The following is a 26,764-nucleotide window of genomic DNA, read 5'->3' as shown; positions in this document are numbered from 1 at the left end:
TTTAGAAAATCACCACCTACCTGTGGCGTTCAGAGATACTAATTGCCCAAACTTAAAAGTTTTGTTTATGTTATGTAATAACGTATCTTTTTTCCAGTTTTTATTTCTGACTAAGAAAAAAGCCTAGTTAAAAGGGTGGCTGAAATCAGTGAAATTTAATTACTTGATATTATTCATTTTAAATAATTAATCAGAGCTTAAATTTGAATATTTTGAGCCGACATTTGCGAATATACTCAAAATCTAAGTCTCTGATTTAAAATGCCACATTTTCTTACAATTTAAGGGCGCTGAGCGCGCTTAAACCTGATGCTCTTTTACATATTCTTCAGTACGAATGATGGCAGCTTGCATGTTTCGAATTGCATTCTCTACATCAGCTAAAGTTTTCGCATTTCCACCGCTTAATGCCTGACGCCATTTACGTGCACCTGGTAAGTTTTGAAATAAACCTAAAATATGACGGGTAATGATAGAGAGTGGTGCACCCTCAGCCATACGTTGCTCAATATAAGGCAGCATTTGCTCCATAATATCGAAACGGTCTGGTGCTTCTAAGTTCCAGAGTTGGCCGAGCTCAGCAAGTAGGTAAGGGTTGTGATAGGCTTCACGACCAATCATCACGCCGTCAACATGCTGTAAATGAACTTGAGTTTCAGCAAAAGTTTTAATACCACCATTAATTTCAATAGTTAGATGTGGGCGTTCTTGCTTTAAACGGTAAACATCTTCATAGCGTAGAGGTGGTACTTCGCGGTTTTCTTTCGGAGACAAACCTTTCAATATGGCAATACGGGCATGGACGACAAAGTGTGTGCAGCCCGTTGCCGCAACAGTATCTACAAAGTGCAGCATTTCTTCATAAGACTGCATGTCATCAATACCAATACGGTGCTTTACCGTTACTGGAATATTCACCGCTTTTTGCATGCTATGAATACATTCAGCGACCAAGTCTGGTTCTGCCATTAAACATGCACCGATTTTATTATTCTGTACACGGTCACTTGGGCAGCCTACATTCAGGTTGACTTCGTCATACCCCCAGTCTTCAGCCATTTTTGTACAAGTGGCAAGTTCTTGTGGGTTTGAACCACCGAGTTGCAGTACGATTGGGTGTTCTTGAGCGTTATAGTCCAAGTGGCGTTTTGCATCGCCAAATAAGATCGCGCCTGTCGTTACCATTTCGGTATACAGCACAACGTTTGGGTTAAACAACCTTGCAAAGAATCGGTAATCCTTTGTAGTCCAGTCCATCATTGGAGCAACTGAAATACGAGGTTGTAACGATTGAAGTGATTGCATAATCAATAGACCCAAAAGCCGCTAAATTAAAGAAAGGGCAGCATTATACGGGGTTTAGCCTTGAATCGACAGAGGCTTTTAACCGTATAATTTATAACCGACCTTGAGGTGGGGATAGAAAGATGATTTTTAACAAGTTAGGTTATGACTGAGCCAACTGCTTTTTTTGTAAGAAAGCATCAAATCAGCTAATAGTTAATCGAAAGCCAAACTTATAGTATTAGTATGTAAGTTCAAAGAATAGAAATTATTTCTAAAAAATAGATTTTATATAAATAATCAATCGTTTATCTAAATATATACTCATTAGGATAATTTATATATTCAAAACTGAATCATAGGCTTCTAAAACAGTATTTAGACATTACTAGATGGGATAGGGTTTGTTTATATTTTAGTAATTAATTTCTCTAAACTTTAATTAAAAATCTAAAAAAATCCAAAGTTTTGATAAATGTACGCAGCATAAATTTAAGTAATTGTGTAATATAAAGACCTTTATGTCTATTTTCTAATTTAAATTTAAGAATTATATGGTTGAGATCGAGTTGCAGCATGGGGTTGTTAAGGTAAAAGATTGATTCAATTAATACAAATTTTAATGATTCATTTGGCTTATTGGATTAATAGAATTGAGTTAAACCAGACGAAATTATTTTATTCAATATAAATAAGGCTACTTATCTGCCATATAAATATGCTTGGAAGCGCACCACATTGTGCTAGGTCATGCAAATTATTGAGTAGATTAAAAAGATTCAGCTAAAAATATAAATTAAGACACGGGGAAATTCATGCAACAACTCATTACAGGTGCAAATCTCACTTTGAGCTGCCCGCAATTTGTTTTGAAAGTTAAAATAATATTACCTTCTGATATTGGTTTAGATATGACTGCATATCTATTAAATTCTCAAGGGAAAGTTCGTGGTGATGCAGATATGATCTTTTATGGTCAAAAGCAAACACTAAACAGGAGTATAGAATTAATTGAAACTACAAATGACAGATCTTATGTAAGCCAATTTAATATTAATACACAACTATTAGATCTTGATATTAATAAGTTTGCTGTATGTGCTACGGTCGATAGTCAAGGTGCACTTAATACAATTCAAGATATTGAAATTGAATTATGGGAAAAGGGGCAGCTCACTGCTACAGCGATTGTAAAAAGCGCTGAAAAAAAAGAAAAAGCACTCATTTTAGGCGAAGTTTATCGTTATAAAGATCAATGGAAATTCCGTTTTGTGAATCAAGGATTTAATGGTGGTCTAAAACCATTATCTGAATATTTTGGGGTTGAAATTAGCGATCAACCTATTAGTCCTGTTTTAGACACTCTGCCAAAAACTCCATCAGTCCCTCAGCCCAAAATTAATTTAAATAAAATTACGCTAGATAAGCGTAATAGCCAGATTAGTTTACAAAAACAAGATCAAGACTTTGGTGAAATTAAAATTAATCTCAATTGGAATCAACGTCCTCAGCAGACTCAATCGGGTGGATTCTTTAAAAAGTTACTTAACCAAAATCAGGGAATTGACTTAGATTTAGGCTGTTTATTTGAGATGAAAAATGGCCATAAATCAGTTATTCAAGCCTTGGGTAGTCAATTTGGTGATTTTGATAGTTTTCCATTTATTAAGTTATCTGCTGATGACCGTACTGGCGGATTAAAAGAAGGTGAGTGGCTCAGGATTAATGGTAAACAGTGGCAACAGATTCATCGCGTAGTGTTATTTGCTTTTATTTATGAAGGTGTGCCGAATTGGGCAGAAACAGATGCGGTAGTGACAATTTATGTACCTGATCAGCCTCCTATAGAAGTTCGTTTGTCAGAAGGGCAACCTTTAGGTATGTGCGGGATTGTTGAGTTAGTAAATAAAGGCGGAAGTATTCAAGTTCAGCGTCATGTCCGTTACGTGCGTGGACATCGAGAACTAGACCAAGCATTTGGTTTTGGAATGCGTTGGGTTGCTGGTAGTAAATAAAATTTATCTATTTGTAAGTTTTTAAACTATTGAATTTAAAGTGTTCAAACGAGGAGAAAAAATAAAATGGCAATTAGTTTAAATAAAGGTGGAAATTTATCCCTAAGTAAAACAGATCCTAATTTAGTTAGAGTTTTAATTGGATTGGGTTGGGATGAACGTGCAACTGATGGTGCTGCGTTTGATTTAGATGCGAGTGCATTTTTACTCACAGCTGGTGGTAAGGTTCGTGGTGACCATGATTTTATTTTCTATAATCAGCTTAAATCACAAGATGGTGCAGTAGAACATACAGGTGATAATCGTTCTGGACAGGGCGATGGTGATGATGAAACCTTACTGGTAAATCTTTCAAAAGTTGCACCTGAAGTTGAAAAAATAGCAATTACCGTAACGATTCATGATGCGAAAGCAAGAGGTCAAAATTTTGGTCAGATCGCAAATGCATACATACGAGTAGTAAATCAGGATACAAATGTAGAAGTTGTTCGTTTCGACTTGGCTGAAGATTATTCAACAGAAACCGCAATGGTATTTGGCGAAGTCTATCGTCATAACGGTGAGTGGAAATTTAAAGCGGTCGGTCAAGGTTACGCTGGGGGATTGGCTGCAATGTGTCAACAGTATGGTATTCAGGTTGGCTAAAATTATCATTTCAATAAATAAATGATGAATACCGTTAAATTTTTATAAAAGGTAAAAAATGAAACATTTTCGTTTCTCAATTTTTTTTAGCATGATCTGTTTAGGATTGGCAGCGTGGTGGGGCTTTACTCATGGGCCAAATGCAGGGTTTTCAATGATGCTTAAAGCATTATTGATTACTGGTGTATTGGCCGTTATGGAAGTCTCCTTATCTTTTGATAATGCAGTTGTAAATGCTTCAGTATTACGGAACTGGGATGAATTCTGGAAAAAGATTTTTCTTACAGTAGGGATTCTGGTCGCTGTATTTGGTATGCGTTTAATTTTCCCTTTATTAATTGTTGGCGTAACTGCAGACATGGGAATGATTGAAGTTGCTAAGTTAGCATTAAATGATCCTAAAGCATATTCCGAGAAACTGTTAGCTCACCATGCTGAGATTTCAGCTTTTGGTGGCATGTTCTTGCTTTTGGTATTTTTGAATTTCTTATTTGATGATGGCAAAGATACTCATTGGTTCCACTGGCTGGAGGTACACCTATCTAATCTAGCTAACATTCCTGCAATGTCTGTATTTGTATCGCTCATCGCTCTACTTATTATGGCGGCATTTGTACCTGTAGAACAAAAGTTAATCGTGATTGTGGCGGGTATTTGGGGCATTGTAGTTTACATCGGTGTTCAAGTAATTGGTCACTTACTGGAAAGTAGTGATGATGAAACAAGTGAAGAACAAGCATCAGGGAAGTCTACTAATCTTGTTAAAGCAGGTATTGGTGGTTTCCTTTATCTTGAAGTTTTAGATGCTTCATTCAGTTTTGATGGGGTTATTGGTGCATTCGCGATCACGAATGATGTCGTCATTATTATGCTTGGCTTAGCAATAGGTGCAATGTTTGTTCGTTCAATGACTATTTATTTGGTTGAACAAGGTACGCTAGAAGCCTTTATTTATTTAGAACATGGTGCACATTATGCCATAGGCGCGTTGGCAGCAATTATGTTGTACACAGGGACAGGTGGACATGTTCCTGAGGTTGTAACAGGTTTGATTGGTATCGCATTTATTGCGTGGGCGGTGTTGTCGTCAATTGCTTATAGTAGAAATCAAATACAAACTTCATAAGAATTTTTGAAAAGACCATTTATATGGCTTTTATCAAACAAATGAAACAAATAATCAGTCAAATTTTATAAGGAGTAACTCATATGGCGATTAGCTTAACTAAAGGCGGTAACGTTAGTTTAACAAAAGAAGCACCTGGTATTACCAAAACAACCGTAGGCCTAGGTTGGAACCCACGTGTGACTGATGGGGCTGCTTTTGATCTTGATGCAATTGCTTTTTTAGTCAATGAAAATGGTAGAGTTCGTTCGGATCATGATTTTATATTTTTCAATAACTTAAAGTCTTCTGATGGTTCTGTTGTTCATAATGGTGATAACCGTACAGGAGATGGTGCAGGTGATGATGAAACATTAAGCGTGGACTTAAGTAAGGTTCCTGCTGATGTAGCAAAAGTAATCTTCGCTGTCACAATTTATGAGGGACAGACTCGTAGTCAGAATTTTGGCCAAGTTGCTAATGCGTATATTCGTGTAAGTAACGATGCGGGCGGTAGCGAAATTGCACGCTATGATTTATCTGAAGACAGTAGCACGGAAACGGCTATGATCTTCGGTGAACTTTACAAACATGGCAGTGAATGGAAATTCCGTGCAATTGGTCAAGGTTTTGCTGGTGGTTTAGGACCTTTAGCTGCATCTTATGGCGTTGCGGTTTAATAGACGTCTGGAAGATAGTGCTTAGGCACTATCTTTTTTTTATATTTATAAGTTATGAAAATAGGCTACTCCTTCATATGTTAAGTCTAGTTCGCGGACAAAAAATAAAATTAATTGATCTCTTACAGGGGCAATCCTCTTTTTATATTCAGGTTCAATATCAAGCGGATTTTGATCTGGATATTGCTACTTTTGGACTTGATTCACAGTATCGTTTAAGTGATGAACGATACATGACATTTTATAATCAACCTGAAACACCATGTCGGGCTGTATGTTTGTTAGAAAATCATAATAAATCTAATGAATTTAGAGTTGATCTTCAAAAGATTCCATTATCCATAAATCATCTGGTTTTAACTGCTGCAATTGACGGTCCTGCCGTCATGTCTGAGGTGCAGAAAATAACTGTCAAAATAATGGATTTACAAAATCAGCCTATTGCTGAATTAGAGCTAAATCATCATTTATTTGAGCAGGAACGTGCCACAATGTTAGTTGAAATCTACCGTAAAGATGGATTTTGGCGACTGGCTGCGATTGGACAAGGTTTTAATGATGGTTTAGCTGCATTAATTCGCCATTTTGGTGGGGAGGTCGCAGATGAAGACGTTGTACAGAAAGAGTCTACAGTGCAACAATCGAGTGTTGAGCTAAAGAAAAAACTGTCACTGGAAAAAGCACAGAAAACAGGTAACGCTTCAATTATTGATCTAACTAAAAAATCTCTTGTTGAGTTAGAAAAAAAGAATTTGCTTGGTGTAACAGCAAGAGTTGCACTGGTGCTTGATGCTTCAGGATCAATGGATTGGCAATATCGCCGTGGGGATGTGCAAAAGGTGGTTGATCGTTTGATGCCATTGGCAATCCATTTTGATGATAACGGAAGTTTTGAATGCTGGGCATTCGCTGCAAAAACGACACAACTAGATGATGTTGTTTTAACGAATGTTAATAATTTTATTAATACAACTCATCAAGGCTGGAAAAATTGGTCGGTTGGAGCACGATACAATGAAGAAATTCCAGCAATTGAAGCTGTAATTAATTATTTTCAGAAGTTTAATGATCAAATTCCAACTTATGTTTTGTTTATTTCCGACGGTGGGGTTGGAAGTCGTCGGCAAATGAAAAAAATATTATCTCAAGCGGCTACGCTTCCAATTTTTTGGCAATTTGTTGGAATTGGAGGCCGTGATTACGGTGCACTTGAAAAGCTGGATGACATGTCTGGTCGTATTGTTGATAACTGCAATTTCTTCAATTTAGACCGAATTGATAGTGTGTCGGATGAGCACTTATATGAATTGTTATTGCAAGAATTTCCTCATTGGTTAAATGCTGCTAAGCATCATCGAATTGTTAGAAATTAATAAAGGTTAACAAAATGGCACACTTTAGTTTAGTGGGTTCACCCGAACCATTCTTACATGTTGCAATGCGTCGAGGAGATCGAATTTATTGTGAAAGTAATGCAATGGTTATGATGGAAGATGCTCTGGAGTTAAAGGGAAGATTACAAGGTGGCTTAATGCAATCCTTATTCCGTCGATTTGCTAATGATGAATCTTTATTCCAGCAACATATCGAAGCTGTACGTGGAGATGGGGACTGCTTATTGTCTGCTTCACTAGATGGTGATATGCAGATTCTTGATGTTGGCGCAACTCAATATATCTTAAGTGATGGTGCATTTGTTGCCGCACACGACTCAGTCGATATCAAAGCAAGATTAAATACTAGTCTTGGAGGAGCTTTCTTTGGCAATACTGGTGGTTTCCTTGTTATGGAAACCAGTGGGCAAGGTCAAGTTGTGGTTTCTGGTTGTGGAACCTTGTTTGAACTAGAAGTAGAGCCGAATAAAGAGGTTGTTATTGATAACGGGCACGTCGTCTGCTGGGATTCGCGTTTAAATTATCATTTATCTGTTTCAACTTCACAGAATAGTGGTTTTCTTGGCAACTTGGTGAATAGTGTAACTAGTGGTGAAGGCATGGTATTGCGTTTTTCCGGTGCTGGTAAAGTCGTAATTTGTTCAAGAAACCGGAACAATTTTTTACAGTGGTTGATGTCTAAATTAAACCGTCAACAGTCTCATTAAAAAATAAAAGTAATCATTTTTATAGTCCTCATTGGAAGATCCATAATATGGCAATTAATTTAGAAAAAGGTCAGAAAATCAATTTGCAAAAAGCAGATGGTAGTAGCCTTCAACAAGTTTTCTTAGGCGTTGGCTGGGATGTAGTAAAAAGTAAAGGTTTTTTTGGTTTTGGTGGTGGTGGTAATATTGACCTTGATGCTTCAGTCATTTTATTTGATGAAAATAAAAAAATGCTTGATGTTGTCTATTTTGGACAATTACAAAGTAAAGATGGGAGTATTCGTCATTCTGGAGACAATTTAACAGGCGCTGGAAGTGGTGATGATGAAGTGATTCGTGTCAACCTTAATCAAATTCCAGCGCAAGTAAAATCTTTGGTGTTTACTGTTAATAGCTTCCGCGGTCAAACTTTTGAGAAAGTGGAAAATGCATTCTGTCGTTTGGTTGATCAATCAAACAACCATGAAATTGCAAGTTATAAACTTTCCTCGCAAGGGGCGCATACAGGCCTGATTATTGCAAAAATTTATCGTCATAATGATGCATGGAAAATGCATGCAATTGGTGAAAATGTACATGGACGTACCTTTCAAGATATCGTTCCTTACGTTTTACCTCATATTTAATTTTGTATTTGACTAAGTAGCTTTTCCACCATTGTTCAAAGCAATGGTGGATTATAGAAAGATGATTTTTAACAAGTTAGGTTATGGCTGAGCTAGCTGCTTTTTTTGTAAGAAAGCATCAATCACGCTAAACAAAATGCAAAACACAACGAGTCCCACACCGGCAAGACATGTCATGCTCCACCCACCATGATTCCAAGCAAAAATTCCTAATGCTGAACCGGCTGCACCACCAATAAAGTAAGTGGTCATATAAATGGCATTAATACGAGATTTAGCATCTGGACGTAAACGGAAAATAATACTTTGGTTACTGGTGTGAACAAGTGCGAGTGCTAATTGAATTAAAGCAAATCCGATAACATAAGCGAAGAGTAGAGTTTGTCCGAAGTAGAAGCAGATCCAGCTGACTAAAAATAGCCCGCAGCCCATCCATGTAAGTAATTTTGTATAGCCTTGATCGGCATATTTACCAATATAGCGCGTTGATAATGCACCAAAAATACCAACTAGAGGAACGAGTCCGATAAATAGATCTGGCAAATGGTGTGCCGAGGTGAGTAGTAGTGCGATAGTGGAATACAAAATACTGACTGCTGCAAATGCGAAGGCACCAGTAAGCGCTCTTAATAATAGTCGCTTCTCTTGCTTTAAAAGCTGAGCCATAGAAACAAAGATTTGCCCATAGTTCATTTTCATACGCAATACATAAGGCAGGCGACTTTTTAAAGTAAATGCCAATAGCAGCATTAATATACCGCTTACTACATAAACGACTTTCCAATGAAAAAGATTGGAAAATAAACCAGCCAGACTGGTCGAGAGTAAAATTCCGACCAATAACCCGCTCATTAAAAAGCCAATAATCTCACCCGTTTTTTCAGGTTTGACTGTCATAGTTGCAAGTGGAATAAGAACTTGAGCTGCAACAGAAAACAGGCCTGCTAAAATTGTACCGATCCAGAGCATAGGTAAGTTAACAGCAAACGCAGAAGTAAATAAGCCAACTGCGCAAAGCACCATTAAAAACGGAATAGCCTTAGCTTTATTGACGATGTCACCCATCGGAACAATAAAGAGCAAACCGAGGGCATAAGACACCTGAGCAAATGTTACTGTTAAAGCGGCTTGTGCTTGAGTTACTGCAAACTCTTGCTGAATAGAGTGAATTAGTGGCTGACAGTAATAATTCACACCTGCACATAAGCCACATGCTGCTGCCATCAACCAAAGCAAAGGTTTATTTTGACTGATATCTTCAGGGGTAGACATGATGTTCTCTCAGTTCTATTAGGTATATGCCGTTGCTTCAACTTCAATAAGCATGCGTTCTAATGCAAGGCGTGGCACAGGAATGAGCGTGCAAGCTGGAAAAGGATGATTTTTCCATAGATTTTGCATGATTTTAATTAAAATTTGGTGTTTTTCATCCGAGTGGTCAACAATTAAAACTCTTAAAACCGCAATATCAGAAATTTTTGCATCTGCCGCAGTTAAAGCATGTTGAATGTTATTAAAAACTTGAGTGGCTTGTTCTTGAAAATTTGAGCTGAGCTCATCTTTTGAATCTTCACCACCTTGACCGGCAACATGAATAATATTGTTAAAATTTTGGACTACGGCAACATGACTGTAAGCATTTGGTGTTGGGTTATATAAAGTAGAGGGATTTATGATTTTAAAAGTTTCTTTATTCATTGGAACTCAACCGTTCAGTAAAATTTAGATGAGTATCCAACCTCAACTTAAGTTGAGGTCAAGCAGATTTAGTGTTTTAGTCTTTTCTTTCTAAGCGTAATCATCATGACACCTACAATATTGAGTAGGCAGCCGACCCATTGCCACATATTAAGATGTTCATTTAAGAAAAGAACGGCAAGTAAAATTGTTAAAACCGGTCCAATCGATGCGATCATTGCAGATTGTGATGCGCCCAGACGTTCAATGCTTTGTATGAGCATAACGGTGGGTAATACGGTGACTAAAAAGCCTAAGCCGACCCCATACCAAATGACGCTTGAGGGAAGTTGTAATATAAGCTGAATAGGGTGAGGTGTACTCAAAGCGTAATGCGTTAATGCACCAATACAGGCGATAGTGAGCGCTAAGCCTGTGAAATTCCAAGAACCAAATTTTTTAATTAGTGGTGGGGTTAGCAGTAAATAACCTGCAAAAGCTACAGCACTTGCAAATACAAAACTTGTTCCTAACCAAAAGTTGCCCTGAATTGGTGCATTGTTATGCTCTTGAAGCATCACCAATACGGTTCCACCATAACTAAGAAAAATGGCGAATAAACTTTTTACATCTAATTTTTGTTTATAGAGCAGGCTTGATGCGATCACGGTAAGTGTTGGATATAAAAATAAGATAATCCGCTCTAAAGAGGCGCTAATAAACATGAGACCCATGAAATCGAGCCAACTAGCGAAGTAGTAGCCTAATAGACCAGCAAAAATTAAAATTAGCCAATCCTTCTTTTTTATGCCCTGATTATGATGCCTATTGAACCAGCAAATGAGTAGAAAGAACGGTAAAGCGCTTAACATGCGTAAAGCCATCAGGACTGTACCGTCTACTAATGGAGAAAGGGCATAAGTCTGTTTAATAAAGATTGCTTTTGTGCTGAATAGAAAAGCAGAACAAAGCGCAAAAAAAGACCCAATTTGAAACGAAGATAAAGAAATTTTCATATACAGGACTGTATAAGAGAGACTATTGTCTGAAAAAAAGAAAAATCTTCCTATATTACACTCTAAGTCAAATATCGTGAATCATCAGTTCAAAATATGGGTATTTATTAAATAAATAGTGGGTGGTATTTTCAAAAAGTTCAATTAGAATCCAAATTCTGTACAAAGAATACACATGGGGGAAACATTGCAGTTTGCAATGTTTTTGACAATGAGAAATTAGCTTGAGGAACGCTCATGCAGATCGGAATCCCAACCGAAACTGTCGTCGGTGAAAATCGTGTAGCTGCTACGCCAGAGACAGTAAAGAAGTTGATTAGCGCTGGTCATAGCGTTGTGATTGAACGTGGTGCTGGTGTAAAGGCTGCGTACATTGACAGTGCTTATGAACAGGTCGGTGCAACCATTACGGATGATGCCTATACGGGTAGTCAAATTATTTTGAAAGTTCGTGCGCCACAAGGCGGGGAAATTCAAAAACTTGCAGCAAATACAGCTGTTGTAGCAATGTTTGATCCTTATCGTAATACCGAGCTAGATCAATTTGCCAATCAGCAAGTATCTGCTTTTGCTCTGGAATTGCTTCCTCGTACGCTTTCTCGTGCACAAAACATGGATGTGTTGTCTTCTCAGGCAAACTTGGCTGGTTATAAATCAGTTTTGCTTGCTGCTGCCGAATATCAACGCATGTTCCCAATGCTTATGACTGCTGCTGGTACTGTGAAACCTGCACGTGTTGTGATTATGGGAGTTGGGGTTGCAGGCCTTCAGGCGATTGCTACTGCAAAACGTTTGGGTGCAGTTGTTGAAGCAACAGACTTACGTCCTACAGCCAAAGATCAAGTTGAGTCTTTAGGCGGTAAATGGTTAGACGTACCAATGTCTGAAGAAGAGCAACAACGTGCGGCAGATGCAGCAAAAAATGGTTATGGCTGGATGCCGGGTGAGCAATACATTAAAGACCAAGCTGCGATTGTAGATAAAGCTGTTTCTAATGCCGATATTGTGATTACAACCGCATTGTTGCCAGGTCGTGATGCGCCGCGTCTGATCAAAGCTGAAACTGTTGCCAAGATGAAACCAGGTTCTGTCATTTTGGATATGGCAGTTGAAACTGGCGGTAATGTTGAAGGTTCTAAAGTGGGCGAGACTGTTTTTACAGAAAATGGTGTGAAAATTTTGGGTGTTCCAAATATTCCAGCAACTGTAGCAACAGAAGCTTCTGCTTTATATGCACGTAACGTTTTTAATTTCGTAGAAACTTTATTCGACAAAGAGAAAAACTTTGCGATTAATCAAGAAGACGAAATCCAAAAAGCCCTATTGGTCACTCATGGCGGTCAAGTGCTGCTTAAGCGTGGTTAAGGAGATTTCTCATGGTTGAAACTATTACAATTTTCGTCCTTGCCATCTTCGTAGGTTATTACGTTGTTTGGGGTGTTACACCAGCTTTGCATACGCCACTTATGGCAGTAACTAATGCATTGTCATCAATTATTGTTGTTGGTGCGATGTTGCAAACTGTAGGTCTACCTGTTTTAGGTGTAGATGCGAATGTTGCATTTCAAAGTGTGAATGTGGTGAGTGTACTCGGTGCAATTGCAGTATTTTTAGCAAGCATTAATATTTTCGGTGGTTTCGCAGTAACTGCGCGCATGCTGGAAATGTTCAAGCCTAAGCAAAAGAAATAAGAGGGCTTTGACATGGAATTTATTCAAGCAAATGCAAACTGGTTGTACCTTGTAGGCGCAATCCTCTTTATCTTGACGCTTCGTGGCTTGTCTGGCCCTAAAACAGCAATTCAAGGTAACCGTTACGGTATGATCGCAATGGCGATTGCAGTTGTGACAACCTTCTTTGTTGCCAACAACCCAGTCATCTGGATGATCGTTGGGGCGATGGTGTTAGGTGCAATCGTGGGTATTGCACGTGCACGTACAGTGCCAATGACACAAATGCCTGAAACTGTTGCGCTTATGCATTCTTTGGTTGGTTTAGCTGCTGTCCTTATTGCAATAGCTGCAATTTTACATAACAACCAATTAACTGCACTGTTTGCTCAAAATGAGGCGGCTTTGACTGCAGCTGGTGTACAACATGCACACATGAGCAAGGTTCATCTATTTGAATTGTTTGTGGGTTGTTTCGTTGGTGCGATTACCTTTACTGCATCTGTATTCGCATATGGTAAATTGGCTGCGAAAAAATGGGCTAAAACAATTTCTGGTGCATGGGTTAAACCTGTTCAAGCACTTATCTTTATTGCGATGTTGGCTTGTGGTTTCTACTTCTTCACAACTGGCAACATGACTGCTTTCTGGGCAATGACAGCACTTGCACTTGCATTTGGCTGGGTATGGATTGCACCTGTAGGTGGTGGTGATATGCCTGTAGTTGTATCGCTTCTTAACTCGTTCTCTGGTTGGGCAGCAGCAGGTATTGGTTTTACCCTTGAAAACAACATGTTGATCGTTGCTGGTTCGCTTGTAGGTTCATCTGGTGCGATTCTGTCGTACATCATGTGTAAAGCAATGAATCGTTCAATCATCAACGTATTGTTTGGTGGTGCGATGGGCGGTGCGGCAGTTTCTACAGCTGCTAAAGGTGAGCAAGTTCAGCGTAACTACCGTTCGGGTTCTGCTGATGATGCTGGCTTCTTGATGTCAAATGCAGACAGTGTTGTGATTGTACCGGGTTATGGTATGGCGCAAGGCCGTGCACAAAATGCTGTAAAAGAGTTGTGTGAAATTCTGAAAGAGCAGGGTGTTCGTGTTCGTTTCGCAATTCACCCGGTTGCAGGCCGTATGCCTGGTCATATGAACGTATTGCTTGCTGAGGCAGACGTAGCATATGAAGACATCTTGGAAATGGATGAGATCAACTCGGATTTCCCCGCAACTGACGTAGTACTTGTCATTGGTGCAAACGACGTTGTGAACCCTGCTGCAAAAGATGACCCTAGCTCACCAATTTATGGTATGCCGATTCTTGAAGCGCATAAAGCACGTACAATCATGGTGATTAAGCGCTCTATGGCAACAGGTTATGCTGGTCTAGACAACGATTTGTTCTATAACGAAAAAACAATGATGATCTTTGGTGATGCTAAGAAAGTTGTTGAAGATATGACTAAATCAATTAATGGTACAGGTCACTAAACTGGCCTAATCAGGATTTTAAAAGCCACCCTAGGGTGGCTTTTTTTATTAAAGGTATTGTAGTGCTGTAACGTTGAAACTATCAACGAATAAAATGAATTGATTTTGGTGACTAGAAGCAAGATTGGCGCTATTTGAAAAAATGAAAATATCTTATAGACTAAAAATACTGATAATAATGCACTCATGCATATCTTTAAATTATGATTGAAGTCACAGTTCAAGAAGCACATGAAGACTATCCAATAAAAAAGATTATATTAAATGATTTAGATGTTAGTATGGGGCGATCTATTTGGGTATCTTCCAAAATTACCTGTTTAGATAAAGATAATAATTTTATCTATGAAGAAATAACCATAATTAATCGTTTAAATCGTATAAGTATAATTGAAATCTATGCAGGAGAAAATTATAAACTGGTTGCCTATCAAGAAATTTTAAATGATAGAACAAAGAATATGTCTAGAGTAGATCATTATATTTTTATGGATGATAAATTCATACTGATGGCGAGTTGTATAACTGACTTTAATGAGGATTTATTAGGATCTAGAACCAATCACTTCGATAGAAATGGGAATTTATATTCTTATGAAATAAGTAATTATGAACTACATCATTCTCAAGAATGTGATAAGAATGGTAGGGAGTTGGGTTTCTGGAATCTGCATTTTATGGAGCATGAAGATATTTATAGAACTACAGCTAGTGTAACTCGTGAGTTAGAACAAGGTGTAATTGAAAAATATAGAATTAATGATTAAAACTCTAAATTAATTAATGGTACAGATCACTAAATTACTTTGAAATAAAAAACCACCTTCGGGTGGTTTTTTTGCTTTTTAGGATTTAAAGAAACTTTTCTATTAAGTCCATTGAGTGTTGATAGAGGTCACGTGCCAGTTGCTGGTTTTTGGCATGTGGCGATTTCCAGTCAGGCATATGTGCGCTGACATATTCGCCGTTGCGGTTTTGCCATGAGTCTCCAATTGCCATTTCCGTAATAAGTTTTGCAGGAACTGAAGTTGGAACTAAGCCTAATTTCATGGCCGCATAAACTGGTTTTGGTAAATCGCGATAAATATCTGAAGCGACACCACCAGGGTGTAATGCATTATTTGTAATTGTACTACCAGTAAGTTGTTCAGCTAGTGCATTGCTGAAGAGTAAGTTTGCAAGCTTGGATTGCCCATAATAGAACAGGGGGTTGTAAAAACCTTCTGCACGAAATTTATTAGGTTTAATTGAACCAGCCCAATGAGCAATAGATGCAAGATGAACAATACGGGCTTGATGGGAATGTTGTAAAACTGGGAGTAACTTTTGAGTAAGTAAGAAATGACCTAAATAATTAACGCCAAATTGTTGCTCAAAACCATCTGCTGTGAGCTGTTTTGTTCTTGCAAATAACCCAGCATTATTAATAAGTACATCAAGATTGCCATATTTATCTGCAATTTCATCTGCAGCTTTCTTGGTTAACTCAAGACTATTCAAATCAAGAGAAACGATATCGACTTGCCCTTGGTCAAGTGAGCGCAGTTTGTTTTGTGCTTCTTGAGCTTTTTGAGGATTTCGACACGCCAAAATGACATGTTGCCCTTGTTTTACAAGTTGTTCTGCTGTGGCAAAGCCAATTCCTGTGTTGGCGCCTGTAATGAGTATCTTCACTTTTTAGTGCTCCAGTTATGCTATTTATTGATGAGACTTTAAGAATGGTTATAGTGCTGTAATTTTGACAATTTGTCATGTCAAATTTAAAAATGGCTGATGACTAGCTCGTAAGTTAGGCTTATAAGAAAATGATAACTCTATTATTCTATAATTTTCTGGAAATATTAAAATCTAACTTTTTAATTTTATTGAATTAAGTTTAATATATTGATCTTTAAAATTTATAAATCAAATAAAATGAACATAGATGAGATTAGGGTAAAAATTAATCAACTTTATCTTTGGGATGGTTACCAGCGCGAAGCTGTACTCCGACAATTATCAGGATGTTTCGAGCCATCTTTATTTCCACATTTGCTACGTAAATTAAGTGATTATGTGCAAGTTAATAGGCATCTCGCAGCTCGTCATTTATTAGAGTGGGCAGAACGGTCAGATTGTGCGGATTTATGTATCACTTATTTTTTAGACATTGAAGCAATTAAGGGAAGAATTCGAATTGTAGGAGAGATTGAAGATATATTGATGGATAAAATTCATCAAAATTTAGATAAAGTAAAATTGGTTTTATTGTCTAGACAGGGGAAATTGAGTAGAGCTTTATTTAATTATATCCAATCTAACCAATTGATTATTGAATCAGAGTTGCTTGAGATTGGTAAAAATGCAAATGATCAGTGGATTAGGTACTATTGGATTAAGTTTGCTGTAAAGCAGAATCTAGACTTTTTAAGGTCGGAATTTCGACAATCAAAATATGTAGATGTAAAAAAAAGTTCTTTTGAATCGTTTGTTGGAATTAGATGCATTAGATAATGAAATTTTGCTGTTTGCTTTAAATAGTAAGTACTTATCTATTGTGGATTTTGCTATCTTTGTATTGAAAAATCGTAATTTTGATTTTAATAACTATTTTATGCAATTTCAAAATAATCAGCTTGAGAATACAAGTGTAAAAAAATGCTTATTACAAATGATAATTTTAGAATGGAATAAACAGGATTTTTATTTATATATAGATAAGTTAAATGATAAGTCTATTTTATTTATGATTTTATATAGAGCGCTTAAAATGAAGTATATTTCATTGGGCGAAGTAATTAATTTGTTCTATCGTAAAAAATTAAAGCTTCCATTTTATTTGCTTCAGAAAATTACTAAGTTGAGTACTGAGCTTAAAGAGGTAGACGAACTTTATTTACTAACTACAACACCAATTAGCTTTGTACAAAGATTAGAATTTTCTGAGAACTTATCTTTTTGGGGTAAAGTGGAGTGGTTGATTCATATCGAAAAATATTGTCAAACAGATGATGAAAAGGATGTGTTGAGGGATTCTATTAAAATGGTACTGAATTTGGCTAAATACCAATACTATGCCCCTTTATGGAAAAAAGAGGACAAGGAAATATATTGGATCTTGTTTCAAAATATGGGGAATATTTTAAATCTCATAGAAATATACCCACAAGAATATGAAAATTTAAAAAAACTAATAACCAAATGATATTAAAAAAGCGGCTCAAAAGAGCCGCTTTTTTTAAAAGCAAAAATTTTATGCGACTGACTCTGGGGCAGTACGCCATAAGCTTTCTAAATCATAGAATTTGCGGGCTGTCGGTAGCATCACGTGTACTACAACAAAGCCAAGATCAATTAAGATCCATTCGGCATCTCGTTCGCCTTCAACGCCAATCGGGCGGAAACCAGCTTTTCGAGCTTCTTCTGCAACATTATCAGCAAGTGCTTTGACGTGACGAGTAGAAGTACCACTCGCAATAACAATAGCATCAGCAACGTTGCTAATAGAGCTAACATCTAACTGTAGAATATCTTTTGCTTTTACATCAACTAAAGCGTCATGGACGACTTTGAGACAAGCTTGTACGTCTTTATTTGAGGTGTTCATTGCGAAATCGTGAGAATTAGACACGCTGGGCGATGGTTCTAAATTCATATAGGGTATATTTTCCTGACAATTACTCACTATCTAATATAGTGGTTTTCACTCAGAATTTCAAACGAAACTAGTAACAGTTTATATATTTACATCATCGGAAAAATATTTGTTTTTCCATGTAAATGACTGATTTGAGCCGTTTTTAGGTTTGTATTCTGCCGCAATGTAGCCCATATAAGCACTTTGTTTGATCCAAGAAAATATTTGTTCGTAAGGAATCTGGGCTGTATCGGGTTCATGGCGTCCCGGACAATCTGCGAACTGAATGTGACCAATTTGGTGAATATTTTCTTGTAACCCTTCAAGTACATCTTCACCCATCATCGCCATGTGGTAACAGTCATATTGCATTTTTAAAGCAGGGTGATTGACTGCTTCTAGCATTTCTTGAGCTTGAGCAATGTTCTGTACTAAAAAACGTGGCATATCTGTGCCATTAATCATCTCAAATACAGGTTCAATATCATGTTCTGTGAGTAAGTCACAGGCCAGCTTTAAGTTGCTTGCAAGAGTTTTAAGGCAAGGAAGTAAATCTGAATCTTGAGGTTGCTTACCTGCCAAAATATTGACACGTGGTACTTTTAAAGCGGTGGCATAACGAATAGCTAATTCTAATGCTTCACGAAATGCTTTTTCTTGGCCTGGTACACCTGCCAAACCATTTCCACCTTGCATAAGGTCTCCAGCAGGAACATTAATTAAGCATAAACTGAGGTTATAGCGTTCAAGTTGGTCTTGAATATCGGAAATGGTAAGTTCATATGGGAATTGGATTTCTACATGTTCAAAGCCCTCTGCATGGGCTAATGCAAAGCGTTCAATTAAAGAAACTTCGGTAAAAATCATGGATAAGTTAACGGCAAGACGACCCATATACAAACTCCGTTTATTATTGCTCTACTACTTGAATCATAGTAGCTAAATCTTTCTCGGCAAAGCCATTTTTTTGGTGAGTTTGTAGCTGTAATAGAGCTTTTTGTGCAACAGGGATGTCTAAATTAACATTCTTAGCTAATGTTACCGCGTTGTTAAGATCTTTAGATAATGTTTGAACTTTCCACTGAATAGGCTCGAATGTATGTGTTGCCATACGTGGCGCAAGTATTTGAAAAGGTTTTGAGTCGGCAAATCCACCAGCTAGCGCGGGAGCGAGTAATGTCGTGTCTACACCTGCGCGGTCTGCTAGTGCTACAGCTTCCGCGATAAGAGCGCTATTCGCTGCCACAATGAGCTGATTGCAAATTTTAGTGGCTTGGCCGGTACCAGTATCCCCCATTCGTGTTACTCGTTGGGAAAGTACATTATAAACCGGGCTTAAAGCTTCAATAGTTTGAGCATCTCCACCTGCAAAAATGACAAGTGTACCTTGTTCAGCACCAGCTGTACCGCCCGAAACAGGAGAGTCAATCCATGTCACGTGTTGTGAAGCAGTAGCTTGAGCGAGTGCTTTTGTTGCAGCAACAGACAGACTTGAGAAGTCCACAATAACTTGACCAGCTTTTAAGTGAGGTTGAATTTGTTTAAATACAGCTTGCACAGCTTTATCATCAGCTAAACAAGTTAAAACTACAGGGTATTGTCCGATGTTTGAAAGATCGAGAGCGTGTGCGCCGATATCGATAAGTTCTTCACAAGCAGATGCTGTTCTGTTCCAGACAGCAACTTGAAAACCTGCTTGAATAAGACGGCTAGCCATACGGCTTCCCATAAGCCCTATGCCTAAAAAGGCAATCGGTGTATTACGATCAAAATTCATCTTCAAAGCTCTTATCTATATTGGCGTGGTAAAAATTTAACTTCCGGATGTTTATCTTTTTTACGAGCGAGTTTGCTATTTTTACCAAGTAATAGTTTAAGTTGCCAGATTTTTTCTAGACGCAATGATTTTTCTGGTTGATGTTCCATTGCATCTAATACGCGTTTTGCAGCAGTCAATGCATCTGGTGAGCGTTGTAGCATTTCTGAGGCAATCGCATTCGATTTTTGTAATGGATTTTCGTTTAAGTGCGTTATAAGGCCAATATCTTTTGCATAATTTCCGTCAAACACACGCGCAGTTAAGGTGAGTTCTTTTGCAAGGTCTACACCAATCAAACCTTTAAGTGAGCGGGTAAGCCCCATGTCGGGTACTAATCCCCAGCGGCTTTCCATAATCGACATTTTGGTTTCTGGATGGGCAATACGGATATCGGCAGCCAACGCAAGTTGCATTCCCGCGCCAAAGCAATAACCTTCAATCGCTGCAATCACAGGTACAGGCAAGTTTTGCCAAATCAAAAATGCTTTTTGGAAAAGGCTTTGTCCTGGTTTTACAAGCTCCCAAATCGCAAATGCAGAATTTTTAGGATTGTTGAGGTCAGATAAATCAATTCCGGCACTAAATACTTGTGCTTCGCCAGTCAAAATTACACAGCGGATCTCTCGGTCTTTTTGTATGGCTTTAGCCGTTGAAACAAGTTCTTTGAGGAGAGCGAAACTCATGGCATTACGTTTATCCGGACGGTTTAGATAAACTGTCGCAATGCCATTATTCTTTTCAATACGTAAAAGTGCCATGAAATTCCCGCTTATTTTTTTATCGATAAGCGGAGCATAACATGGCTTGAAATTGGAAACATGACAGGTCAGTCATGCCTTTTTTATAGGTTCTTTTTAGTCTGGTATCACTAAAATTTGGTGAGCTGCACTCTCTACTTCTTTAATGACAAGTCCTAATTCATTGAAGCGCTGTGTAACTTCTTCAATAAATCCATCGTCAGCTCTACGGCGCTCTTTGCGTAACTTAGAAACAAACTGTTCAAAGTCACCTGTAACTTGTTGAAGTTTTGGTGTGCCAACATAGCGAGTTGCACCATAGAGGCGGTGTAATACATGCTCAAGTTGAGGGAAGTCTTCAAGTTCAATGAGCTGCTGCATTTCATCTAGCTCGGTTGGGAAACTGTCCACCAACATTTTAAGTAAGTCTTGGGCAAGATCTTCTTTGTTTGCTGCCAATTGCAGACTTTGCTGCCAGTTTAATATTTCTGGGTCTAGTGCCTCGGCAACAACATGATGATCTTTATCTAAGGCTTGTGCAGTGAAATTATTTTTAGTCCATTGCGTTAAAATCTGAATGATCTGCTCCATTTGAATTGGCTTGGTGACATAGTCATTCATACCAACTTTCAGAAGCTTTTGTTTTTCATCAGCAAGGGCATGGGCTGTTAATGCAATAATTGGAAGCTGCATTTCACCATCTAGCGTTGATTCTAAAGAGCGGATCGCGCGAGTAGTATCAATGCCTGACATAACCGGCATTTGAATGTCCATAAACACTAAATCAAACGGTTTGAGCTTTTGATCAATGCGTTCTTGGATGATATTCAACGCTTCTTGTCCACTTAAGGCTTTAGTGGTTTTAACATTTAACTCACCTAACAATGCTTCTAAAACAATTAAGTTTGGTAAATGGTCATCGACCGCTAAAATATGTAATCCCTGACCATTAAAGTCTTGTTGTTCTTCTTCAAAAATAGGTTGGTCACTTAATAATTGAATGAGTCCGCTGCGGCTTAATGGTTGATAAAGAGGGCGAGCACGATATTCGGTGAGCATGTTTGGCTCAAGTGTCATTTGGTAGCCGTAAACTGCTAGGTTACCTTGATAACGGCTACGAATTTCTTTAAGTAGAGCTTCTGTGTCACCGCTATGATCAACAACAAGCCATGTATTATCTTTCTGATCGAGGTGTTTTAAGCGGCTAAATAAGTCCAAAATCGATTGAGTTTCGATATGTGGAACTTGATAATTTTCAAGATAGTAACGTAAAACACTTGCCGTGGCTGGATGCGCTAAATAAGACACGACTTGTAAATGTTCGAAGTGAGGATGTTCTATCTCATGTTCTTCATCTACAGCAAACTGTGCAGTAAACCAGAATGTTGAACCTTTTTCTGTTGGCGCACGTTCTTGGTTATCTTCAAAACCAATTTGACCATGCATGAGGTGAACCAGTTGTTTGGAGATCGCGAGACCCAAGCCTGTACCACCAAATTGACGTGTAACAGATGCATCTCCTTGCGAAAACGACTCAAATAATTTTTTCCGGTCTGTGCCGCTTAAACCAATACCACTATCTTGAACGCTAAAATGAAGTAAGCATTGACCAATATCGTCATGTTCCATACGGACACGAACAATAATTTCGCCATCTGGGGTAAACTTAATTGCATTTGAAATTAGGTTGGTCAAAATTTGTTTAAAGCGTAAAGCATCTCCAATGACTTCTTGAGGAATGTTGTCTGCATAATAAAATGCCATGGCAATATGCTTTTGGGCAGCCAAAGGTGACAACATGTCCATGACATCGAAAATAGCTTCTTCTAAATCAAACGGTGCTGTTTCAAGTTCTAGTTTACCTGCATCAATTTTTGAGAAATCTAATACATCATTAATTAATGCTAATAAGTGGGCAGAAGATTTTCGAATAGTTTGTAGATAGAGATTTTGTTCGTTACTCAGGTTTTGTTGGCGAAGCAATAAATGAATAAAGCCATCAATACTGTTAAGCGGCGTACGAAGCTCATGACTAATATTGGCAAGGAAAACGGATTTTGCCTGATTTGATGAAATGGCTTGGTCACGTGCCTGACGGTAAGTAATGTTTTGAACTTCTAAAGTGTCTAATGTTCTGCGTAAGTCTTCTTCGGTTTGTTCTGTATGTTCTTTAAGCTCTAAAAAACTAAAATGTAAACGTTTTACTACGTTTGCAATATCACGTTGGAGTAATCGTAATTCGCCTGTACTGTTAATGATCATGTGCTGATCTAAAGTGTCTGCATTAAGTCGTTGTAATTGCATTCGAATTTCGTACATCGGTGCAACCCAGCGGCGAGAGAAAAAATTTAGGCAGAGCAAAAGCAAGAGTAGCGTCATTAAGCTGGTAATGACTAAAGCGATCAAAATACGATAGCGTGCTAGCTCTAATGGCTGATTGTCCATTTCAATCACAAGCCAAACAGGAGTTTTTCCTGTGGTATTAGTAACTCGAATACCATAGATATTGTTATGGTTGTAAGAGATAGGGCCGAAGAAACTACTGCTTTGGGTAAAGTTGGGCCAGTAACGATTATCTCGGTAACCCACACTTAAGTATGTTTGACCATTACTATCAATTAAAGCAGCACGTTTTAAATCTTTTTCACTGAACATGCTTTGCATAATGTTTTGTGCATGATCATATTCATCAGGTTTTAGCTCTACCAATGTGTAGAGGTCTTTGGCGATTTCATTATAACGAGCCAAAATAGCCGAAGCGTGATGGAGCTGCTGTTGCTTGGCCGAATGAGATGTTTCAGTTAAAACCAGAAATGCGCCAACCCCTGTTAAAATCATCATGGGCACAAAAATAAGAGCAATCAATTGCCCATATGCATGATTCAGACGTAAGCGTTTCGATAAGGTTTTATTGAAATTAGACATGGCTACATCAGATTGATCTCTCTGTAGGGCATATTATCACGCTTTATTTTAAAACAGACGGCATTTTATAACTGACCGTGCTTTAATCACTTTTATTAAAAAGCATAGTGAAATGGGTGCAGTACCGATCATTTTTTCATACAATAGTGCCACCCCGATTTAGGTGTTGATCATGAGTAATACACAACCTGATTTTTTAGCCGACGAATTTTTGTTAGATCACTATGTAGGTAAAACACCTCTAGTCCGTTTGCAGCGCTTGGCTTGTCATACGCAAGCAACGGTTTTAGCAAAATTGGAAGGTAATAATCCAGCAGGTTCTGTAAAAGATCGTCCTGCCTACAACATGATTATGCAGGCAGAAAAGCGTGGTCAAATTAAACCGGGCGATACGTTAATTGAGGCAACTAGCGGTAATACAGGTATTGCGCTGGCTATGGTTGCGGCAATGCGTGGCTATAAAATGAAACTTATTATGCCAAATAACATGAGCCAAGAACGCAAAGATGCGATGTTGGCCTATGGTGCAGAACTGATTGAAGTGACTCCCCAACAAGGTATGGAAGGCGCACGCGATTTAGCTTTGCAAATGGAAAAAGACGGCAAAGGTCATGTTCTAAATCAGTTTGGTAATCCTGATAATGTCGAGGCTCATTACCTTACGACAGGCCCTGAAATCTGGAAACAAACTGGTGGTAAAATTACTCACTTTGTAAGCTCAATGGGTACAACAGGTACCATTATGGGTGTTTCTAAATATTTAAAAGAACAAAATCCAGACATTCAGATTGTGGGTTTACAACCATCAGACGGATCAAGCATTGCGGGTATTCGCCGTTGGCCAAAAGAATATTTACCCACGATTTTTGATAGCAGTCGTGTAGACCGAATTATTGATATTCCTCAAATTGAAGCTGAAAAAACTATGCGTAAATTGGCACGTATGGAAGGTATTAGTGCTGGTACATCTTCAGGTGGTGCGGTTTGGGCATCAATTAAGATTGCAGAAGAAAATCCGGATGCTGTTATTGTTTGCATTATCTGTGACCGTGGCGACCGCTACTTATCTACAGGTTTGTTTTCAGTACAGGACGATAACTCATAATTGAGAGAAAGAATGCGTTTCCCAACTTTAGTTTTTGACATTGAAACTTTAACTGATTTAAAAGCGGGAGCGCATTTATATCATCTTGATTTGCCAGAGGCAGATGTTGAACAGGCACTCACAAAAATCCGCCGTCAAGAATCAGGCATGGATTTTCAGCGTTTACCATTGCACGAAATTGTTTGCATTTCTGGACTATGGATTGATGAATCGGGCTTTCGATTATTTTCATTTAGTCGAGAGCACTATTCAGAAGCTGAAATTTTACAGAAGTTTTTATCTATTTTTGATAAGCGCCACCCGACTTTAGTAAGTTGGAATGGCTCACAATTTGATTTGCCAGTTATTTTGTTCCGTGCCATGTATCATGGTCTTTCTGCGCCGGGCTTGTTTGATCAAGGTGAGCTTGATAGTCAAAAACGTTTTAATAATTACCAAAACCGTTATCACCATCGTCATATTGATTTAATGGATGTTATGGCAATGTTTAATGGTCGTAATTTCCAAAAGCTTGATGATATCGCCTGCATTTTAGGTTTGCCAGGTAAGCGTGGTGAATCGGGTTATCATGTTCCTGAATATGTTCGTAATCAACAGTGGTTAAAATTAACCAGTTATTGTGAAGGTGATGTACTCAATACATGGTTCATTTATTTGCGTTGGCTAGTACTAAAAGGCCAATTAAATGCAGATGAACATAATCACTGGATTAGTTCGAGTATTGAATATTTACAGACTATGCCTCAACAGGCCGATTTTCTTGAAGTGTGGCAACGTACTTCGAAATACACCGAATTTACGTCCCACTATTTTAATCCTTTAGATTTTTAGGTTCATTCTTTGAAACAGCAAGCCAAATCTCGCAAAGCTCAACAACCAGAATATATTTTTCAGGTTGAAACTCTTTCTCATGAGGGGCGAGGAATTGCGCACTATGGTTCTCATCCAGATCATCCGGCAGATAAGCATGGTAAAAAAGTGTTTATTCGTTATGCGTTGCCTGGAGAAATGGTAAAGGCTCAAATCACGCATGAAGCTAAACGTCTTGAAGAAGCTGAGATGATTGAGCTTTTAGCTGAACCTTCACCAAATCGTGTAGAGGCAGTTTGTCCTCATTATGGTATTTGTGGTGGTTGTAGCATGCAGCACATTCATCCAGATGAGCAAATTCGCTTAAAGCAAAATGTACTCCAGTCACATTTACAGCATTTTGCAGGTATTCAACCTGAACAGTGGTTAGAGCCAATTCGTTCTTTACAAAGTGATTATCGTCGTCGAGCGCGTATAGGTGTGCGTTATTTGCCAAAACCGGATCGTTTGATTCTAGGTTTCCGTGAGCATCATAGTAATCGTTTAACTTCTATCCATACTTGTAGTGTTTTGGATAAAAAGTTATCAGATAGTCTGCCAGAGTTGCGTAATTTACTCCAAAGTCTAAAGGGCAAAGCACATATTGGTCATGTAGAATTAGCAAAAGGTGATAATGAAACGTCTTTATTGGTTCGTCATGTAGAAAAATTAAATAATTCTGATGTCAACCAATTAAGACAATTTGCGTTACACAAAGGCTGGCAATTGTATTTACAACCCAAAGGCCCTGAAAGTCTTCGTCGTATTGATGAAGAGCAAGGTGCTATGCGCTTACATTATGCTTTAAATGCATTTGAGGTAAATTTTGCTTTTTCGCCATTGGATTTTACGCAGGTCAATGCGACAGTAAATGAACAAATGGTACAATTGGCATGTGAATTGCTTCAATTACAAGACGGTGAAAGGGTACTTGATCTGTTTTGTGGATTAGGTAATTTTTCGCTTCCACTTGCAAGATGTGTTGGTGCAAATGGTCAGGTTGTTGGTGTGGAAGCTAGTGAAGAAATGGTGCAGCGGGCAGCAGGCAATGCAAAATGCAATAATTTGGTGCAAGCAGCCTTCTTTTCACAAGATTTAACAAAAGATTTTTCGCATCATTCTTGGGCAAATCAAGGATTTGATGCATTATTGATTGATCCTCCTCGTGCCGGTGCATATGAAATTATGCAGTATGTACCAAACTTTGGAGCAAAAAGAATCGTTTATGTATCATGTAATCCAGCAACACTAGCAAGGGATGCCGGTGTTTTGGTTCAACATGGGTACCAGTTAAAAAAAGCAGCGGTTATGGACATGTTTACGCATACAGAACATGTTGAATCAATTGCTTTATTTGAAAAAATTCAAGAGATAAACGATTAAAAACATGAGTTACATATCTAGGA

Annotated in this window: 26 protein-coding genes; 16 read left to right on the top strand and 10 right to left on the bottom strand. The window is 38.1% G+C overall.

Going from position 1 to position 26,764, the window contains the following annotated elements:
- Nucleotides 1–300: 300 nt before the first annotated feature.
- Nucleotides 301–1,305, bottom strand: a complete 1,005-nt coding sequence (dusA, locus tag NE363_RS15550) for a tRNA dihydrouridine(20/20a) synthase DusA (protein ID WP_134262262.1) — start codon at nucleotides 1,303–1,305, stop codon at nucleotides 301–303.
- A 794-nt stretch (nucleotides 1,306–2,099) separates the two neighbouring features.
- On the opposite strand from dusA, the gene NE363_RS15545 reads away from it, so the two are divergent.
- The 7 genes from NE363_RS15545 to NE363_RS15515 all read left to right on the top strand — a co-directional run bounded on the left by NE363_RS15545 (nucleotide 2,100) and on the right by NE363_RS15515 (nucleotide 8,456).
- Complete coding sequence (locus tag NE363_RS15545; RefSeq protein WP_445535414.1) at nucleotides 2,100–3,299, top strand: TerD family protein; 1,200 nt, start codon at nucleotides 2,100–2,102, stop codon at nucleotides 3,297–3,299.
- Between the two features lie 66 nt (nucleotides 3,300–3,365).
- Nucleotides 3,366–3,944: a TerD family protein gene (locus NE363_RS15540; RefSeq protein WP_445535413.1), complete on the top strand. Its 579-nt coding sequence runs from the start codon at nucleotides 3,366–3,368 to the stop codon at nucleotides 3,942–3,944.
- A gap of 58 nt (nucleotides 3,945–4,002) precedes the next feature.
- The gene (locus tag NE363_RS15535) at nucleotides 4,003–5,070 is read left to right on the top strand and encodes a DUF475 domain-containing protein (protein WP_445535412.1); all 1,068 of its coding nucleotides are present in this window, start codon (nucleotides 4,003–4,005) and stop codon (nucleotides 5,068–5,070) included.
- 83 nt (nucleotides 5,071–5,153) lie between these two features.
- Nucleotides 5,154–5,729 (top strand): TerD family protein, encoded by a 576-nt coding sequence (locus tag NE363_RS15530; RefSeq protein WP_445535411.1) that lies wholly within the window; start codon nucleotides 5,154–5,156, stop codon nucleotides 5,727–5,729.
- A gap of 77 nt (nucleotides 5,730–5,806) precedes the next feature.
- The gene (locus NE363_RS15525; RefSeq protein ID WP_445535410.1) at nucleotides 5,807–7,102 is read left to right on the top strand and encodes a VWA domain-containing protein; all 1,296 of its coding nucleotides are present in this window, start codon (nucleotides 5,807–5,809) and stop codon (nucleotides 7,100–7,102) included.
- Between the two features lie 14 nt (nucleotides 7,103–7,116).
- Nucleotides 7,117–7,830: a TIGR00266 family protein gene (locus NE363_RS15520; protein ID WP_019458112.1), complete on the top strand. Its 714-nt coding sequence runs from the start codon at nucleotides 7,117–7,119 to the stop codon at nucleotides 7,828–7,830.
- 47 nt (nucleotides 7,831–7,877) lie between these two features.
- Nucleotides 7,878–8,456, top strand: coding sequence for a TerD family protein (locus NE363_RS15515; RefSeq protein WP_151761241.1), 579 nt, complete (start codon nucleotides 7,878–7,880; stop codon nucleotides 8,454–8,456).
- A gap of 81 nt (nucleotides 8,457–8,537) precedes the next feature.
- Here the strand turns inward: NE363_RS15515 and NE363_RS15510 are convergent, their stop codons facing one another.
- The 3 genes from NE363_RS15510 to NE363_RS15500 all read right to left on the bottom strand — a co-directional run bounded on the left by NE363_RS15510 (nucleotide 8,538) and on the right by NE363_RS15500 (nucleotide 11,149).
- Nucleotides 8,538–9,728 (bottom strand): MFS transporter, encoded by a 1,191-nt coding sequence (locus NE363_RS15510; protein WP_100191988.1) that lies wholly within the window; start codon nucleotides 9,726–9,728, stop codon nucleotides 8,538–8,540.
- A gap of 18 nt (nucleotides 9,729–9,746) precedes the next feature.
- Nucleotides 9,747–10,154 (bottom strand): RidA family protein, encoded by a 408-nt coding sequence (locus tag NE363_RS15505; RefSeq protein WP_445535409.1) that lies wholly within the window; start codon nucleotides 10,152–10,154, stop codon nucleotides 9,747–9,749.
- Nucleotides 10,155–10,222: 68 nt separating this feature from the next.
- A complete protein-coding gene (locus NE363_RS15500; protein ID WP_100290527.1) occupies nucleotides 10,223–11,149 on the bottom strand; it encodes a DMT family transporter in 927 nt (308 codons plus the stop codon).
- A 237-nt stretch (nucleotides 11,150–11,386) separates the two neighbouring features.
- Between NE363_RS15500 and NE363_RS15495 the strand changes: the two genes are divergently transcribed.
- The 4 genes from NE363_RS15495 (at nucleotide 11,387) to NE363_RS15480 (ending at nucleotide 15,074) form a co-directional block, all read left to right on the top strand.
- Entirely contained in the window at nucleotides 11,387–12,514 is a 1,128-nt protein-coding gene (locus tag NE363_RS15495; protein ID WP_004698636.1) for a Re/Si-specific NAD(P)(+) transhydrogenase subunit alpha, read from the top strand.
- An 11-nt stretch (nucleotides 12,515–12,525) separates the two neighbouring features.
- Nucleotides 12,526–12,840, top strand: coding sequence for a proton-translocating transhydrogenase family protein (locus NE363_RS15490; RefSeq protein WP_000230434.1), 315 nt, complete (start codon nucleotides 12,526–12,528; stop codon nucleotides 12,838–12,840).
- 12 nt (nucleotides 12,841–12,852) lie between these two features.
- On the top strand, nucleotides 12,853–14,307 hold the full coding sequence (locus NE363_RS15485; RefSeq protein ID WP_174735587.1) for an NAD(P)(+) transhydrogenase (Re/Si-specific) subunit beta: 1,455 nt from the start codon (nucleotides 12,853–12,855) through the stop codon (nucleotides 14,305–14,307).
- A gap of 203 nt (nucleotides 14,308–14,510) precedes the next feature.
- Nucleotides 14,511–15,074, top strand: coding sequence for a hypothetical protein (locus NE363_RS15480; protein WP_445535408.1), 564 nt, complete (start codon nucleotides 14,511–14,513; stop codon nucleotides 15,072–15,074).
- Between the two features lie 85 nt (nucleotides 15,075–15,159).
- Here the strand turns inward: NE363_RS15480 and NE363_RS15475 are convergent, their stop codons facing one another.
- Nucleotides 15,160–15,981, bottom strand: a complete 822-nt coding sequence (locus tag NE363_RS15475; RefSeq protein ID WP_445535407.1) for an SDR family NAD(P)-dependent oxidoreductase — start codon at nucleotides 15,979–15,981, stop codon at nucleotides 15,160–15,162.
- Between the two features lie 240 nt (nucleotides 15,982–16,221).
- Between NE363_RS15475 and NE363_RS15470 the strand changes: the two genes are divergently transcribed.
- Nucleotides 16,222–16,800, top strand: a complete 579-nt coding sequence (locus tag NE363_RS15470; protein WP_445535406.1) for a hypothetical protein — start codon at nucleotides 16,222–16,224, stop codon at nucleotides 16,798–16,800.
- Nucleotides 16,778–17,491, top strand: a complete 714-nt coding sequence (locus NE363_RS15465) for a hypothetical protein (RefSeq protein WP_445535405.1) — start codon at nucleotides 16,778–16,780, stop codon at nucleotides 17,489–17,491. Before NE363_RS15470 ends, NE363_RS15465 begins: the two co-directional genes overlap by 23 nt.
- A 48-nt stretch (nucleotides 17,492–17,539) precedes the next feature.
- On the opposite strand, the gene rsfS is transcribed toward NE363_RS15465, so the two are convergent.
- The 5 genes from rsfS to NE363_RS15440 all read right to left on the bottom strand — a co-directional run bounded on the left by rsfS (nucleotide 17,540) and on the right by NE363_RS15440 (nucleotide 23,404).
- The gene (gene rsfS, locus NE363_RS15460; RefSeq protein WP_001047580.1) at nucleotides 17,540–17,941 is read right to left on the bottom strand and encodes a ribosome silencing factor; all 402 of its coding nucleotides are present in this window, start codon (nucleotides 17,939–17,941) and stop codon (nucleotides 17,540–17,542) included.
- A gap of 81 nt (nucleotides 17,942–18,022) precedes the next feature.
- On the bottom strand, nucleotides 18,023–18,817 hold the full coding sequence (locus tag NE363_RS15455) for a hydroxypyruvate isomerase family protein (protein WP_019458119.1): 795 nt from the start codon (nucleotides 18,815–18,817) through the stop codon (nucleotides 18,023–18,025).
- A gap of 16 nt (nucleotides 18,818–18,833) precedes the next feature.
- Nucleotides 18,834–19,700, bottom strand: coding sequence for an NAD(P)-dependent oxidoreductase (locus tag NE363_RS15450; protein ID WP_445535404.1), 867 nt, complete (start codon nucleotides 19,698–19,700; stop codon nucleotides 18,834–18,836).
- Between the two features lie 11 nt (nucleotides 19,701–19,711).
- Nucleotides 19,712–20,500 carry a crotonase/enoyl-CoA hydratase family protein gene (locus tag NE363_RS15445; protein WP_445535403.1) on the bottom strand — a complete coding sequence of 263 codons (789 nt, stop codon included), beginning with the start codon at nucleotides 20,498–20,500 and terminating at the stop codon, nucleotides 19,712–19,714.
- Between the two features lie 96 nt (nucleotides 20,501–20,596).
- Nucleotides 20,597–23,404, bottom strand: a complete 2,808-nt coding sequence (locus NE363_RS15440; protein WP_346791043.1) for a GacS-like sensor histidine kinase — start codon at nucleotides 23,402–23,404, stop codon at nucleotides 20,597–20,599.
- A gap of 172 nt (nucleotides 23,405–23,576) precedes the next feature.
- Between NE363_RS15440 and cysM the strand changes: the two genes are divergently transcribed.
- Genes cysM through rlmD form a run of 3 tightly spaced genes read left to right on the top strand, consistent with a single transcriptional unit; the run spans nucleotide 23,577 to nucleotide 26,741 of the window.
- Nucleotides 23,577–24,509 carry a cysteine synthase CysM gene (gene cysM, locus NE363_RS15435; RefSeq protein ID WP_068932614.1) on the top strand — a complete coding sequence of 311 codons (933 nt, stop codon included), beginning with the start codon at nucleotides 23,577–23,579 and terminating at the stop codon, nucleotides 24,507–24,509.
- Between the two features lie 12 nt (nucleotides 24,510–24,521).
- On the top strand, nucleotides 24,522–25,340 hold the full coding sequence (locus NE363_RS15430) for a 3'-5' exonuclease (RefSeq protein ID WP_039251128.1): 819 nt from the start codon (nucleotides 24,522–24,524) through the stop codon (nucleotides 25,338–25,340).
- A gap of 9 nt (nucleotides 25,341–25,349) precedes the next feature.
- Nucleotides 25,350–26,741 carry a 23S rRNA (uracil(1939)-C(5))-methyltransferase RlmD gene (rlmD, locus tag NE363_RS15425; protein WP_445535402.1) on the top strand — a complete coding sequence of 464 codons (1,392 nt, stop codon included), beginning with the start codon at nucleotides 25,350–25,352 and terminating at the stop codon, nucleotides 26,739–26,741.
- The last annotated feature ends 23 nt before the right edge of the window (nucleotides 26,742–26,764 follow it).

The sequence above is a fragment of the Acinetobacter sp. G18 genome (assembly GCF_052660225.1).
The sequence above is the reverse complement of the archived record's forward strand: the minus strand, read 5'-3'. Positions and strand labels throughout refer to the sequence as shown.